Origin of the sequence: Curvibacter delicatus NBRC 14919 (genome assembly GCF_001592265.1) — a bacterium.
Classification (GTDB): Bacteria; Pseudomonadota; Gammaproteobacteria; order Burkholderiales; family Burkholderiaceae_C; genus Hylemonella; species Hylemonella delicata.
Map to the genome: position 1 here is coordinate 90,034 of NZ_BCWP01000005.1, position 13,761 is coordinate 103,794.

The window sequence follows — 13,761 nt, forward strand, 5'->3', positions numbered from 1 at the left end:
TGTTTACTTGATTAATTTATGTTCGACGAGTTTCTTGCGCAGGGTGTTGCGGTTCAGGCCCAGCCATTGCGCGGCGCGCGACTGGTTGTGCTCGGCCTGCTGCATCACGACTTCCAGCATCGGTTTTTCGACGATGCGGACCATCATGTCGTACATGCCGTCCGGCTCGGTACCGCGCAAGTCCTTGAAATAGCCTTCCAGGCTGGTGCGCACGCATTCTTCGATATGTTTTTTGCTCATTCAATCACCTCCACGCTGCGCGCTCCGGTGGTCGCCCTGAGGGCGGTCCGTCGGCTCATGCGGTCAACTCCATGTGGTCTTCATCCTGGTCCTTCAAGGCATCCGCCACGGCCGCCGGCATGCGGTCCATGTGGACGCCCAGTTCATCAAAATAGTCCGCCACCGCCCGCACCTGCGCGGCACAGTCTTCCAGCGCATTCATGCGGGTACGGAAGGCCTCGCCGCCGGGCAGCGTCTTGACATACCAGCCGATGTGCTTGCGCGCACTGCGCACACCGGTGTACTCGCCATACAGCGCGTAGTGGTCCTGCAGGTGCTCCAGCAGCAGGCGCTTGACCTCGGCCACCAGTGGCGGTGCAAGATGCGTGCCGGTGGCCAGGAAGTGGCCGATCTCGCGGAAGATCCACGGCCGGCCCTGGGCCGCGCGGCCGATCATCACGGCATCGGCCCGGGTGTAGGCCAGCACGTCGCGGGCCTTCTCGGGCGAGTTGATGTCGCCATTGGCCACCACCGGCACCCGCAGCGCGGCCTTCACGGCCGCAATGGTGTCGTACTCGGCCGCGCCACCGTAGCCCTGCTCGCGCGTGCGCCCATGCACCGTGACCATCTGCACGCCGGCGCTCTCCGCGGCGCGCGCCAGTACCACCGCATTCTTGTGCGACTGGCACCAGCCGGTGCGCATCTTGAGCGTGACCGGCACATTGTGGGATGCGCAGGCGGCCACCACGGCTTCCACGATCTGCAGCGCCAGCGTCTCGTCCTGCATCAGGGCCGAACCGGCCCATTTGTTGCAGACCTTCTTGGCCGGGCAGCCCATGTTGATGTCGATGATCTGCGCGCCGCGGTCGATGTTGTAGGCGGCCGCCTCGGCCATCATGGGGGCGTCGGTGCCGGCAATCTGCACGGCAATCGGACCGGCCTCGCCCTCATGGTTGGCGCGGCGCGAGGTCTTGAGGCTGTTCCACAAGTCCTTGCGCGACGTCACCATCTCGCTCACCGCATAACCGGCCCCCAGCGCCTTGCACAGCTGGCGGAACGGCCGGTCCGTCACCCCGGCCATCGGGGCCGCGAACAGGGCATTCGGCAATTCGAAGGAACCGATGTTCATGCTGAGGGAAGGGGTACGTGGACTGGAATAAAAAAACGCTGCCGAAAAATGAGGCAGCAGTCGGGTCGCGTATTCTAGCTGCTCAAAATTTCAGCAATTGAAATACGCGCCCATGGCGTGCGATGTCCTGCCTATACTCGGGCTGCCCATGGACGCCTGGATCACTCACCTGCTCGCACTGCTGGCCCTGCCGCAATATGGCCTGAGCACCTTGTTCGTGGTCGCGTTTGTCTCCGCCACGCTGCTGCCAATGGCCTCGGAGCCGGCGCTGTTCGGCCTGCTCAAGCTCAACCCCGAGCTGTTCTGGACGGCCATCCTGGTGGCCACGGCCGGCAATGCCCTGGGCGGCGCCCTGAACTGGGTCGTCGGCCTGGAGTCACACCGCATCCTGGACAAGTACCGCCATTCCGCCACCCATCTGCGCGCGCTCGACTGGCTGGAACGCATCGGCCCCCGGGCCTGCCTGCTGAGCTGGCTGCCGCTCATCGGCGACCCGCTGTGCGCCGTGGCCGGCTGGCTCAAGCTGCCGTTCTGGCCTTGCCTGCTCTACATGGTCATCGGCAAGCTCGCACGCTACCTCGTGATGACAGTGGCCCTGCTGTGGGTCTTCCCGTCCTGAACCTCAGTTCAAGGTTCCCGCCGCACGCGCAGCCGCCTCGTACACCGCGGGCAAACGATAACCGCGCCGCGCCAGCCGTTCGGTTTGCATCGCAACGACAAACGCCTGCCCCAGCACCACCGGCAATTCAGACGGGGAACGCCCCTGCAGCAGCGCCGCCGTCAGCCGGCCTGCCGTCTGCCCCTGCTCATGGGCCGAGGAGGCGATGGCCAGACTGCCGCCATCCGGCACAAACCCGTTCTTGCTTGCCAGCGGCAAGGCCTTGCTGTGGGCTTCGGTCCAGGCCATCACCTCGGCCGGGGGCACCGACTTGCTGCCGCCGGCCACCCGGTGCAGGCCCTGGTAGCCGGTGATGAACAGGACATCCGCCTTCTGGCCCAACGCGGCCACCCGGTCCTGCCAGGCGGGGTAGTTGTCCACCTGCTCACATGGCAACAGCGTGTGGGGGGCCCAGTCGTGCGCCACCAGCTGTGGCACTTCCAGCAAGGCCTGCGCGCGTGCATCGCCCAGGCAGGCCATGGTCAGCGGCTTGCCGTGGCCGAGCTGCGTCAGCGCCTCGCGCAAGGCCTCCACCGGAATGCGCTCCAGGACCCCGGTGGTGTTGCTGGCCGTGTCGAAGCCATACGCAACCGGCTCGGCATTGATGCCGGCAAACACGATGCGAAGGCCCGGCCGGTTCAGCAAGGCCGGCGTCACCAGCTTGGCGGCGATGTCATCGAACACAACCAGGACATCGGGCTCGAAGGCCTCCACAGCGCGTTGTGCCGAGGCGGCGGCCGTTTCCATGTGCTGCTCGCTGGGTGCGCCCCCCAGGCGCATGTAGTGCCAGCGCGTCAGCACGGAGCGGGGGTAGGCTTTGAGCTCCTTGCGGTAGCTGCGGTCCAGCGCCTGCGTCCAGCCGAAATCCTCGTCGTAGGTGTGGATGACCAGCACCCGCGGACTGGCGACATTGAAGTACAGCACCAGGCACAAGGACAGCAGCAGAAAGACACCGACGAGCAGGGCAGCAAGGCTTTTTTTCATACCAGATCCAGCGCATCCCAATAGGGAATGGAGAGTCCGACCGCCAGTACACGCAAGGCACATGACGCCAGGTTGAAGCGGAGGAACAGCGGCTCGTTGAACATGCGGCCTTTGCCGTCCACCACCCGCAACTGCGTGTAGGTACTGCTCTGGTAAGGGAAAAACCAGAGATCGGAAAACATCGCCGCCAGAAAACCGATGAGCCAGGGGTTGATGCCGGTTGCCGCGGCCAGCGGCATGAGCAGAATGGCCGACACCACCATGCCGGCCGTGATGGGCAAGGCCAGGCGGACCACCAGCACCACCCCTAGCTCGAGCAAGACCAGCCGGATGATGTCGTGCTGCAGCAGGTCGGCCATGCCGTCGATCCACGGCTTGATCTGGTCCACCAGATGCAGATGCTCCATCACACCCGTCAAGCCCTGCAACGACAGCAGGAAGAACACCATCGGCCAGTCCACGTAGTTCTGGAAATTCTTCTTGCTGACCAGGCCATACAGCAACAAGGCCACCAGGATGAAGCCCCCCACCCATGGCAAGGGGATGTGGTGCCAGGACACCCCGGCAGCCCCCAGCACCAGCAGGGCCAGCGCCATCAGGGTAAAGCGTTCCTCTGCACCCAAAGGCCCCAGCAGGGCCAGTTGCTGCCGCACCTGATCCTTGGAAGCCGGCAAGGCCTGGCCCGGGCCGAAGAACAGGCGGTCCAGCACGAAATGCCCGCCCGTGACCACCATCGCACAGACCAAGGCGGCCACAAACCAGAACAACCCCTGGAACTCGTCCTGCAGCTGCGTCGGCAACATGGCAAACACGATCAGGTTGGAGCTCTTGCTGGTCAGGAACATGGGCGACATGTTCATCGCACCCGCATAGGTGGCGGCCGCCAGCCGGGTGTGCGCCTGACTGCCCGGCTGGACCCCGCCGGCGCTGCAGAAATCACGGTACAGCGGCAGCACCAGCGCCATGCGCGAATTGCTGGACGGCATGATGGGCGACAAGGCGTAACCGGAAGCCACCAGGGCAAAACCATGCCAGAACGGCGTGTCCGGCAACAGCACGCGCATCCACAGGATCAGGCGGTACGACAACCCGGAAGCCACCAGCACCCCGCCCAGCACGTACACCGCAACGAACAGGATCAGCCCACTGGAGGCAAAGCCGGACAACACCACATGGGCCGGCGCCAGGTCCACCAGCAGCATGGCCGCCATGGCGAACAGGGGCGGCACGAATTCGTCCACCAGCGAAAACATCCACATCGCAACCGTGGCCGACAGGATGGCCAGGAACAGCATGTTCGGCAAGGCCCACCCCTGGTGGATGCCCAACGCCAGCAGAAGCAGGGGCAGGAACAAGGCACAGCCCCAGCCCCAGACTTCGCGCCGCGATGTGCGCGCCGGCTGGCCAGCAACCACGGTGGTCGGCTCCGGCACGGAAGTGCCGCTGAGGCCGGACAGAAGCGCCCGCTGCGCCGCCGGGGCCAGCGCCGGCATCTCGGCCAGCACATCCAGCAAGGCGCGCTTCGACAGCACGATCAGCACCGTGTCAGCGGCCACGCTGGCGTCACGCACATACGTCGGCGCCCCGGCCAACACTTCCTCGCCCACCAGGGTGGCTGAAGACCCCATCGCCCCAGACGGCGCCTGCACCACCAGCTCGCCTTGCAACACCAGCAGCAACTCGGCGGCCGGGGCACCCGCCTGCACAACACGCTGACCGGCGGCTACATGCCGGAGCTCGACCGCCCCCAACAGCCGTGCCAAGGCCCGGCCAGACAGGCCGGCAAAAAGAGGCTCGGCCTGAATTCGGGCGGTAACCGTGGCAACAGGGGGCTCTGGCAACTCGGATGGCGGATTCATGGTCGGAACAAAAGACAGATGGAAAAATTCTAAGGGCGGCGCGACCGGCGCCAGAAACGACAACGGCCAGCATGGCTGGCCGTTGCGGCAACTACATCCAGGGCGGAAGGCACTGGAACAGGTGATTCATCAGACGTTGAACAGGAAGTTCATCACGTCGCCGTCCTTGACGACGTACTCCTTGCCTTCGCTGCGCATCTTGCCCGCATCCTTGGCACCCTGCTCACCATTGCAGGCGATGAAATCCTCGAAGGCAATGGTCTGCGCGCGGATGAAGCCGCGCTCGAAGTCGCCGTGGATCACGCCGGCCGCCTGCGGCGCGGTGTCGCCAATGTGGATGGTCCAGGCACGCACCTCCTTCACGCCGGCGGTGAAGTAGGTCTGCAGGCCCAGCAGCTTGAAGGCGGCACGGATCAGGCGATTCAGGCCCGGCTCGTCCTGTCCCATCTCGGACAGGAACAGCTCGCGGTCTTCGTCGCTCATGTCGGCCATGTCGGCTTCCATCTTGGCGCAGATGGCCACCACCGGGGCATTCTGCGTGGCAGCGTAGTCTTTCAGGCGATCCAGGAACGGGTTGTTCTCGAAACCGGTCTCGCTCACATTGCCGACGAACATTGCCGGCTTGGCGGTGATCAGGCACAGCGGCTTGAGCAGGGCCTGGTCTTCCTTGCTGAACTCCAGCGTGCGCACCGGTTTGCCTTCGTTGAGCGCGGCCTGCACGCGGGTGAGGATCTGCACCAGCTTGGCGGCCTCCTTGTCGTTGCCCGACTTGGACGCCTTGGTGTAACGCACCAGCGACTTGTCCACCGTGCCGAGGTCGGCCAGGCAGAGTTCGGTCTGGATCACTTCGATGTCGGCGATCGGGTCGACCCGACCAGCCACGTGGATCACGTTGTCGTCCTCGAAGCAGCGCACCACATTGACGATGGCATCGGTTTCACGGATGTGCGCCAGGAACTGGTTGCCCAGGCCCTCACCCTGGCTGGCACCCGCCACCAGCCCGGCAATGTCGACGAATTCGACGATGGCCGGCACGATGCGTTCGGGATGGATGATCTTCGCCAACTCGTTCAGCCGCGGATCAGGCACCTCAACGATGCCCACGTTGGGCTCGATGGTGCAGAAGGGGTAGTTCTCCGCCGCAATGCCCGCCTTGGTCAGGGCGTTGAACAGGGTGGATTTACCGACATTGGGCAGGCCGACGATGCCGCACTTGAGGCTCATGGAAATTCCTTAGAAATCATCAAACGATCGAAGCTGGGAGTGCGTGATCGAGGTGCCCGATCCACGCCAGGGGCACGATGCCCCGGCTCGATCAACCCGGGCCAGGACAAGGCATTTCTGCAACGTTTGTCCTTGATCGACCCGGAAAACTGAGCCAATTGTACTGATCAGCGGATCCGTGCCGCATCACCCGGCCGCAAACACCGGGCCTGCCTTTCGGTTCTTCAGCCGCCATAGACTATCGTCAGATCTGGATCCCAATCACCCCGAGCCACCAACAAACCCCGTCATGACCTTCACTCGCCGCAAACTCTTGACGCTGACAGGCAGCGCGCTCGCCCTCCCCTGTGCGTTGGCGCAACCGGGCCCCATCTGGCCATCCAAACCCCTCAAGATCGTCGTGGCCTACCCGCCGGGCGGGGTCAGCGACGTCATCGCCCGGGCCCTGGCAGAACAACTGGCAAGCCGGCTTGGGGTTCCCGTGCTGGTGGACAACAAGGCCGGCGCCAGCGGTTCGCTGGGCGTGGGCTGGGTCGCCAAGTCGGCGGCCGATGGCTACACGCTGGCGTTCTCGGCCATCTCCCCGCTGACGCTCAGTCCACATCTTGGCAAATCAGGGTTCGACCCCGTCAAGGACATTGTGCCCGTCGCCAGCGTGATGTACTCGCCCGTCCTGATAACCGCCACCTCGGCACTGAAAGAGGGCGACCTCAAGCGCTTGCTGGAAACAGCCCGTGCCCGGCCTGGGGCCATGCGCTGGGCCACCTCCGGGCCGGCCTCGTTGGGCCACGTCATGCTGGAGCAGATCCGTGCAGCGGCCCACGCGGACATCACCCATGTCCCCTACAAGGGCGGTGGCCAGCAGATCACCGATGCGCTGAGCGGTCAGTTTGAAGTGCTGTCAGTCAACACCTCATCTGCCATCCTGCAGCACATCAAGACGGGCAAGCTGCGCCCATTGGCTGTGGGCGCGCCCGCCAGGCTGAATAACCTGCCCACAGTGCCAACCTTGGCCGAACTGGGCTATCCCGCCGCCAACCTGAGCTCCCACTTTGGCATCCTGGCGCCGGCGGGCACACCCGCCCCCGTCGTCACCCGCTTGAATGGTGAAATCAACGCGGTTCTGTCCACGCCCGCCATTCGTGAGCGCTTGCTGGCCGCAGAATGTGTACCGGAACAGACCAGTCCCACCGAATTCGCCGGATTGATTGCCGCCGAATCCGCCGGCATGGCACGCATCATCCGCGACGCACAGATCAAGGCGGAATAGACGTCACGACACGGGGTCAGGCAACGCGTCAGTCGAAACGGAAATCAGCTGCCACCAACTGCCCGACACGCAACACCGCATCCACCCCCGTCAGGGCGATGGCATTCATGCCGAAGGTCACCGCACCGTTCAGCCGCGCATCTCGCCGATAGGCCTGCAGCGTATCGCTGACTTCCGGACTGCTTAATGCCGTGGCCGGATCGATGTTGGGGATCGGGCAGCGCGGGCAAGGTTTGACCGGCTTCAGAACCACATCGCCCTCGCCAGTGGCGATGCGCAAGGTGTCGAGTCGGTCCTCGTCGTGCGCCTCCAGGTCCGCCAGCACGATGTTGGGCCGGAACCGTTCCACCCCCACCGGCGCATGACCACCGGCCTGCAGCCGGGTGTTGAACTCGTCGAGCGAAGCCTGCCCCAGCACCAACAGCGGGAACCCATCGCTGAACTGGTTGAGCGCCTCCACGCCATCGGTCCACTTCAGACTGGACACGCGCCGGTGCTCCGGATCGAAACGCACCAGTCGGTACTTGGCCGCCTGGGCAGTGGGCAAGCCCTGGTCTGACAAGGACAGGAAGTCGGTGAACCACTGGGCGGCAACATCGCCCATGTCGTAGGCCGGCACCTCGTCGTCCCAGACGCGCACCCGCGTCGGCTGCTCCACCACGTCGACCGCCAGATGCAGCGCCAGCATGCCGGGCGCGCGCAAGACCAGCTCCGTGCCGCCACGCTTGAACTCAGGCAACACCAAGGCCAGGCGCGGTTGTTCGCGCTGCGACACGAAGCCGCCCTGCGCATCCACCACCATCCAGGCACGGTCGAGGTCGAAGCCGGTCTCGGTCAGCACCGTTTCCTGCAAGGCAATGCCGGCACAGGATTTGACCGGGTACACGAACAGCTGCGTTATGCGGGCCTGAACATCGCCCGGGCTGACAGTCGATTCACTCACTTGGCAGGATCTCCATGGTTGTTGGAATGGAATTGACATCCGACAGAGTCGATTCTGCCCTGCCTTCTACAATGTTGCGCATGGCTCTTCCCCTGGATGTTTGTATTCGTGGCAGCGGCATCGTGGGCCGCACGCTGGCCCTGCTGCTGGCGCGCGAGCGCCTGCGTGTCGGCTTGGTGGAAACACCGCCCCAAGCCAATGCCCCTGCCGATGTGCGTGCCTACGCCCTGAACCGCGCCTCCAAGGCCTTGCTCGACACCTTGCGCTGCTGGCCGGCTCCGCAGGCGGCCACCCCGGTCACCCACATGCAGATCTGGGGCGACCGTGGCGGCGAAGTCAACTTCGACGCCAGCGAACTCGGCGCCGCCGCCTTGACCTGGATCGTTGATGTTCCGGTGCTGGAAGCGCAGCTGGCGCAGGCCGTCAGCTTCCAACCACAGATCGAAGTGTTGACCGCCCCGGCGCCTGCCAAGCTCACCGTGGTCTGTGAAGGCCGCGCCAGCAGCACACGTGCCGAGTTCGGCGTCGACTTCCAGGTCACCCCCTATACCCAACACGCACTGGCAGCCCGGATCCAGTGCGAGAAACCACATGGCCAGAATGCGCGCCAGTGGTTTGCCAACGGCGACATCCTGGCGTTTCTGCCCATGGGCGGCGAACAAGGGAACTCCGTGGCGATTGTCTGGTCTGTATCTCCTGAGCACGCGGCCCGCTTGCAGGCTGCCAATCTGGATGACTTCTGCCGCGAACTGGAAGCCGCCAGCGGGCACATGCTGGGCCCGTTGACGCTGATCAGCGAGCGCCGGCTCTGGCCGCTGCAGAAGGCCCAGGCCCGGCAATGGACCGGCCAGGCCGCCTGTGGTGCGTGGGTACTGGCCGGCGACGCCGCCCACAACGTGCACCCGCTGGCGGGCCAGGGCTTGAACCTGGGGCTGGCCGATGTGGCGGAGCTGGCCAAGGTCTTGCGTGAGCGCGATTACTGGCGCGACGTGGGCGATGCCAAGCTGCTGCGTCGTTATGAACGTGCCCGCAAGGCCGGCATGCGGGCCCTGGATACCGGCATGGACGGCCTGCAGTTGCTGTTTGCCCGTGAAGGCGAAACTTGGCGCTCGTTGCGCAACTGGGGCATGAACACCGTGGAGCGCAGCGGATTGCTCAAACAGTGGCTGACCCGACAGGCCATGGATTTTTGAACCACGCGATGCGTCGCATGAAACGAATGATGATGAATGCTCTGAAAACCCTGTTGGTCAGCACGTGCATCCTGGCCGGTATCGGCGCCCAGGCCCAGGAAGCGGCGATCCGCAAAAACCTGTCTGAACGCATCCCGCAACTGCAGAAGATCGACGAGGTCAGCAAGACCCCGGTCAATGGCCTGTACGAGGTCCGTGTCAACGGCACCGACATTTTCTACACCGATGCCGATGCCAACTACCTGATCCAGGGCAACCTGATCGACACGCGCCAGCGCCGCAACCTGACCGAGGAGCGCATCGACAAGCTGACCGCCGTGAACTTCGACAGCCTGCCGCTGAAAGACGCCTTCACCGTGGTGCGCGGCAACGGCAAGCGCAAGGTCGCCGTGTTCGAAGATCCGAACTGCGGCTATTGCAAACGTTTCGAGCGCGATCTGGACAAGGTGACCAACGTCACGGTCTACACCTTCCTTTACCCCATCCTCAGCCCGGACTCGGCGGAGAAATCGAAGAACATCTGGTGCGCCAAGGACAAGGCCAAAGCGTGGCAGGACTACATGCTGCGCGACCAGCCCCTCCCCGCCGCCAGCTGTGATGTCTCGGCCATTACCCGCAACCTGGAACTCGGCCGCAAGCACAAGATCACCGGCACACCGACCCTGATCTTTGCCGACGGCTCACGCGTGCCGGGCGCCATCAACGCCCAACAGATCGAAAAGTACCTGAACGAAACCCGCTAAACCGTCGCCGCATGTCCAAAGACTCAGCCCCCGTCGCCATTCACTACCGTGTGGAGGCTGCCGACCTGCATGCCCACCTGTTTCGTGTCACGCTGACCGTTGCGCAACCCCAAGCGCAACAGCGCGTGTCGCTGCCTGTCTGGATTCCCGGCAGCTATCTGGTGCGCGAATTTTCGAAAAACCTGCAGCGGCTGCAGGCACGGCAAGGCGGCAGGCTGGTTTCTGTGCAGCAGCTCGACAAATGCAGCTGGCAGGTCGAGTGCGCACCACAGCGCCCGCTGGTACTGAGCTACGAGGTCTATGCGTTTGACAACTCGGTCCGCACCGCCTGGCTCGATGCCACGCGTGGTTTCTTCAACGGCACCAGCCTGTGCCTGCGCGTTGAGGGCCAGGAAGATGCCCCCCACGAACTTGAGCTGGTCGCCAGTCGGGCCATCGCCGATTGGTCCGTGGCCACCGGCCTGAGCCCGCTGAAGGTCAACCGACGTGGCTTCGGCCGTTACCGTGCGACCGATTACGATGAGCTGGTCGATTGCCCGGTAGAACTGGGGGAGTTCTGGAGCGACACGTTCACCGCCGGTGGCGTGCCGCACCGCTTTGTGGTCGCAGGCGCGCCACCGAGCTTTGACGGCGAACGACTACTGGCCGACACGCGCAAGATATGCGAGGCGGAAATGCGTCTCTGGCACAGCAGCGACACCGGCAAACGGAACAAGGCGCCGCACCGCAACTACCTGTTCATGCTCAACGCCACCGACGACGGTTATGGCGGTCTGGAGCATCGCAATTCGACGGCGCTGATCTGTGCCCGCCGCGACCTGCCGCGCCTGGGCGCCAAGCCAGGCGAGGGCTATACCACGCTGCTGGGACTGATCAGCCACGAGTACTTCCACACCTGGAACGTCAAGCGCCTGCGCCCGGCCGAGTTCGCACGCTACGACTACGTGCAGGAAAACTATACGCAACTGCTCTGGTTCTTCGAAGGCTTCACCAGCTATTACGACGACCTGCTGCTGCGCCGCGCCGGCCTGATCGACAACACGACCTACCTCAAGCTGCTCAACAAAACCCTCAACCAGGTGATGCAGACACCGGGCCGCGCCGTGCAGTCGGTGGCCCAGGCCAGCTTCGACGCCTGGGTCAAGTACTACCGGCAGGACGAGAACACGCCGAATGCCACCGTGAGCTACTACAGCAAAGGTGCGCTGGTGGCTTTGTGCCTGGACCTTACCTTGCGCGCGGAAGGGCCGCACACGCTCGACGAGGTGATGCGCGCCCTGTGGCAGCGCTGCCGAGGCGGCCCGATGTCTGAGGACGACCTGTTGCAGGTGCTGCAGGGCCTCACCGGCCGCTCCTACGCCCGCGAAATCAAGCGCTGGGTGCACAGCACGGTCGAGCTGCCGCTCAAGGAGCTGCTGGAGCAGCACGGCGTGGCGATTCAGGAAGAACCGGCCCAACTGGCACAGCAGCTGGGCTTGCGCGTGGCCGAGGGAAGTGCCCTCCAGATCAAGACCGTGCTGCGCGGCGGCGCGGCCGAACGGGCCGGCCTGGCCGCCGGCGATGAATGGCTGGGCGTGGAAATCGGCAGCGGCAAGACCCGCAGCGGCTGGCGCCTCACCAAACTCGACGACCTGCCGCTTTATGCCGGCGCACACCCCAAGGTCCAAGCCCTGGTAGCGCGCGACAAGCGGCTGCTGAAGCTCACGCTCAACCTGCCGCGTGCGGTGACCACCTGGCGCCTGTCGGTACGCGATCAGCAGCTCATCGAGCGCTGGCTCGCCACTTGATCAGGGAGTTTTCGGGCGCTGGTCGAGCACGCGCTTGGCCTTGCCCAAGCTGCGCTCAACGCCCCCCTCGGGCCGCAACTCGATCTCGACACTGGTGCCGACATAGGCCTTGATCTCATGCTGCAGCTGCTTGGCTGCCGCCCGCGCCGCCAGGCTGTCAGGCGACACGTCGGGCCGGGTCTCCACCACCACCAGCAGATCGTCCATCGGCCCATTGCGGCGCAGGATGCACTGGTAATGCGGCGTCAGCTCGGGGCGCCGCAAGATCAGCTCCTCGACCTGGGTCGGAAAGACATTGACGCCACGCACGATCATCATGTCGTCGCTGCGACCAGTGATTTTTTCCATCCGCCGCATGGTGCGCGTGCTGCCCGGCAACAGGCGCGTCAAGTCGCGCGTGCGGTAGCGGATGACCGGCAACGCTTCCTTGGTGAGGCTGGTGAACACCAGTTCACCCACTTCGCCGTCGGGCAGCAGCTCGCCGGTGTCAGGGTCGATGATCTCGGGGTAGAAATGGTCTTCCCAGATGGTCGGTCCGTCCTTGGCCAGCACGCATTCACTGGCCACGCCGGGGCCGATGACCTCGCTCAGGCCATAGATGTCGACGGCATCGAGCCCCATGCGCTGTTCGATGGCGCGGCGCATGTCGTTGGTCCAGGGTTCAGCCCCGAAAATGCCGATGCGCAGGCTGGCGTCGGCAGGGTTGAGGCCCTGGCGCTCGAACTCCTCGGCGATCGCCAGCATGTAGCTGGGCGTGACCATGATGATGTCGGGCTTGAAATCCTGGATCAGCTGCACCTGCCGCTCGGTCTGCCCTCCGCCGAAGGGCACCACCGTCAGCCCCAGCCGCTCTGCACCGTAATGGGCGCCCAGGCCGCCGGTGAACAGGCCGTAGCCATAGCTCACATGCACCATGTCGCCGGGCCGGGCGCCGGCGGCACGGATACTGCGCGCCACCAGGCCGGCCCAGGTTTCAATGTCGTTCCGCGTGTAGCCCACCACTGTGGGCTTGCCGGTGGTGCCGCTGGAGGCATGGATACGCACGCACTGTTCACGCGGCACGGCGAACATGCCAAAGGGGTAGCTCTCGCGCAGGTCTTTCTTGGTGGTGAAGGGAAACTTCGCCAGGTCGGCCAGCGACCGGCAATCGTCCGGATGCACACCGGCCGCATCGAACTTGGCGCGGTACACCGGCGAATTGCGGTAGGCATGTTGCAGCGTGGATTGGAGCCGCTTGAGCTGCAGGCTGCGCAGCTCGTCGATACTGGCCGTCTCGATCGGGTCCCAGGCAAACTTGCGCTGACTCATGCAGCCTCCGGAATGACGGCGCCCTGGATCTGCGCGCTCTTGCCACGGAACATGGCGATGACCTCGCCGCGCTGGTTGCTCACCCGCATGTCGTAGATGCCGTGCCGGCCCTGCAGCGTCTGCTCCACGCCTTCGCAGGTCAGCACGTCGCCCAGTTGCGCCGGTTTGAGGAACTCGATGCTGCAGCCGGCTGCTACCGCCACCTTGTTGTAGCTGTTGCAGGCAAAGGCAAAGGTGGAGTCGGCCAGCGTGAAGATCAGGCCGCCGTGGCAGATCTCATGACCGTTGAGCATGTCTTGGCGCACCATCATGCGCATCACGGCCCGGCCGGGGGCACACGACAGCAACTCCATCTGCATGAATTCGCGCGAGGCGCGGTCGGCCGCAAACATGGACTCGCCGACACGGCGCGCCAGTGCCTCGGCGTTTTTCACATCGCTCATC

Annotated in this window: 13 protein-coding genes; 5 read left to right on the plus strand and 8 right to left on the minus strand. The window is 64.6% G+C overall.

Features of this window, described 5'->3' with window-relative positions; genetic code table 11:
- Window positions 1–3: 3 nt before the first annotated feature.
- A complete protein-coding gene (locus tag CDE01S_RS04115; protein WP_066704147.1) occupies window positions 4–240 on the minus strand; it encodes a Fis family transcriptional regulator in 237 nt (78 codons plus the stop codon).
- A 55-nt stretch (window positions 241–295) separates the two neighbouring features.
- Complete coding sequence (gene dusB / locus CDE01S_RS04120; protein WP_066704151.1) at window positions 296–1,348, minus strand: tRNA dihydrouridine synthase DusB; 1,053 nt, start codon at window positions 1,346–1,348, stop codon at window positions 296–298.
- 148 nt (window positions 1,349–1,496) lie between these two features.
- Here dusB and CDE01S_RS04125 point away from each other — a divergent pair, with 148 nt between their 5' ends.
- Window positions 1,497–1,967, plus strand: a complete 471-nt coding sequence (locus tag CDE01S_RS04125; RefSeq protein WP_066704341.1) for a YqaA family protein — start codon at window positions 1,497–1,499, stop codon at window positions 1,965–1,967.
- A 3-nt stretch (window positions 1,968–1,970) separates the two neighbouring features.
- On the opposite strand, the gene CDE01S_RS04130 is transcribed toward CDE01S_RS04125, so the two are convergent.
- The 3 genes from CDE01S_RS04130 to ychF all read right to left on the minus strand — a co-directional run bounded on the left by CDE01S_RS04130 (window position 1,971) and on the right by ychF (window position 6,073).
- Window positions 1,971–2,990 (minus strand): ABC transporter substrate-binding protein, encoded by a 1,020-nt coding sequence (locus CDE01S_RS04130; RefSeq protein WP_066704152.1) that lies wholly within the window; start codon window positions 2,988–2,990, stop codon window positions 1,971–1,973.
- The gene (locus CDE01S_RS04135; RefSeq protein ID WP_084382704.1) at window positions 2,987–4,849 is read right to left on the minus strand and encodes an SLC13 family permease; all 1,863 of its coding nucleotides are present in this window, start codon (window positions 4,847–4,849) and stop codon (window positions 2,987–2,989) included. Before CDE01S_RS04135 ends, CDE01S_RS04130 begins: the two co-directional genes overlap by 4 nt.
- A gap of 129 nt (window positions 4,850–4,978) precedes the next feature.
- Window positions 4,979–6,073, minus strand: coding sequence for a redox-regulated ATPase YchF (gene ychF / locus CDE01S_RS04140; RefSeq protein ID WP_066704156.1), 1,095 nt, complete (start codon window positions 6,071–6,073; stop codon window positions 4,979–4,981).
- Window positions 6,074–6,362: 289 nt separating this feature from the next.
- Here ychF and CDE01S_RS04145 point away from each other — a divergent pair, with 289 nt between their 5' ends.
- Window positions 6,363–7,343 (plus strand): Bug family tripartite tricarboxylate transporter substrate binding protein, encoded by a 981-nt coding sequence (locus CDE01S_RS04145; protein WP_066704158.1) that lies wholly within the window; start codon window positions 6,363–6,365, stop codon window positions 7,341–7,343.
- A gap of 28 nt (window positions 7,344–7,371) precedes the next feature.
- Here the strand turns inward: CDE01S_RS04145 and CDE01S_RS04150 are convergent, their stop codons facing one another.
- A complete protein-coding gene (locus tag CDE01S_RS04150; RefSeq protein ID WP_066704160.1) occupies window positions 7,372–8,286 on the minus strand; it encodes an MOSC domain-containing protein in 915 nt (304 codons plus the stop codon).
- An 80-nt stretch (window positions 8,287–8,366) separates the two neighbouring features.
- Between CDE01S_RS04150 and CDE01S_RS04155 the strand changes: the two genes are divergently transcribed.
- The 3 genes from CDE01S_RS04155 to CDE01S_RS04165 are packed head-to-tail and all read left to right on the plus strand — an operon-like array spanning window position 8,367 to window position 12,009.
- Window positions 8,367–9,479 carry an FAD-dependent monooxygenase gene (locus CDE01S_RS04155; RefSeq protein ID WP_157077036.1) on the plus strand — a complete coding sequence of 371 codons (1,113 nt, stop codon included), beginning with the start codon at window positions 8,367–8,369 and terminating at the stop codon, window positions 9,477–9,479.
- 32 nt (window positions 9,480–9,511) lie between these two features.
- On the plus strand, window positions 9,512–10,222 hold the full coding sequence (locus CDE01S_RS04160) for a DsbC family protein (RefSeq protein ID WP_066704343.1): 711 nt from the start codon (window positions 9,512–9,514) through the stop codon (window positions 10,220–10,222).
- An 11-nt stretch (window positions 10,223–10,233) separates the two neighbouring features.
- Window positions 10,234–12,009 carry a M61 family metallopeptidase gene (locus CDE01S_RS04165; RefSeq protein WP_066704165.1) on the plus strand — a complete coding sequence of 592 codons (1,776 nt, stop codon included), beginning with the start codon at window positions 10,234–10,236 and terminating at the stop codon, window positions 12,007–12,009.
- Here the strand turns inward: CDE01S_RS04165 and paaK are convergent, their stop codons facing one another.
- Together paaK and paaI are read right to left on the minus strand one after the other, a co-directional pair.
- Complete coding sequence (paaK, locus tag CDE01S_RS04170) at window positions 12,010–13,317, minus strand: phenylacetate--CoA ligase PaaK (RefSeq protein ID WP_066704166.1); 1,308 nt, start codon at window positions 13,315–13,317, stop codon at window positions 12,010–12,012. It abuts the gene before it with no gap.
- Window positions 13,314–13,760 carry a hydroxyphenylacetyl-CoA thioesterase PaaI gene (gene paaI / locus CDE01S_RS04175; RefSeq protein ID WP_066704171.1) on the minus strand — a complete coding sequence of 149 codons (447 nt, stop codon included), beginning with the start codon at window positions 13,758–13,760 and terminating at the stop codon, window positions 13,314–13,316. Before paaI ends, paaK begins: the two co-directional genes overlap by 4 nt.
- Window position 13,761: the final 1 nt, after the last annotated feature.

Excerpts from the sequence above, each read along its gene's own strand:
- CDE01S_RS04115 (WP_066704147.1), bottom strand. The coding sequence starts at position 240 with ATGAGCAAAAAACATATCGAAGAATGCGTGCGCACCAGCCTGGAAGGC.
- dusB (WP_066704151.1), bottom strand. The coding sequence starts at position 1,348 with ATGAACATCGGTTCCTTCGAATTGCCGAATGCCCTGTTCGCGGCCCCG.
- CDE01S_RS04125 (WP_066704341.1), top strand. The coding sequence starts at position 1,497 with ATGGACGCCTGGATCACTCACCTGCTCGCACTGCTGGCCCTGCCGCAA.
- CDE01S_RS04130 (WP_066704152.1), bottom strand. The coding sequence starts at position 2,990 with ATGAAAAAAAGCCTTGCTGCCCTGCTCGTCGGTGTCTTTCTGCTGCTG.
- CDE01S_RS04135 (WP_084382704.1), bottom strand. The coding sequence starts at position 4,849 with ATGAATCCGCCATCCGAGTTGCCAGAGCCCCCTGTTGCCACGGTTACC.
- ychF (WP_066704156.1), bottom strand. The coding sequence starts at position 6,073 with ATGAGCCTCAAGTGCGGCATCGTCGGCCTGCCCAATGTCGGTAAATCC.
- CDE01S_RS04145 (WP_066704158.1), top strand. The coding sequence starts at position 6,363 with ATGACCTTCACTCGCCGCAAACTCTTGACGCTGACAGGCAGCGCGCTC.
- CDE01S_RS04155 (WP_157077036.1), top strand. The coding sequence starts at position 8,367 with ATGGCTCTTCCCCTGGATGTTTGTATTCGTGGCAGCGGCATCGTGGGC.
- CDE01S_RS04160 (WP_066704343.1), top strand. The coding sequence starts at position 9,512 with ATGAATGCTCTGAAAACCCTGTTGGTCAGCACGTGCATCCTGGCCGGT.
- CDE01S_RS04165 (WP_066704165.1), top strand. The coding sequence starts at position 10,234 with ATGTCCAAAGACTCAGCCCCCGTCGCCATTCACTACCGTGTGGAGGCT.
- paaK (WP_066704166.1), bottom strand. The coding sequence starts at position 13,317 with ATGAGTCAGCGCAAGTTTGCCTGGGACCCGATCGAGACGGCCAGTATC.
- paaI (WP_066704171.1), bottom strand. The coding sequence starts at position 13,760 with ATGAGCGATGTGAAAAACGCCGAGGCACTGGCGCGCCGTGTCGGCGAG.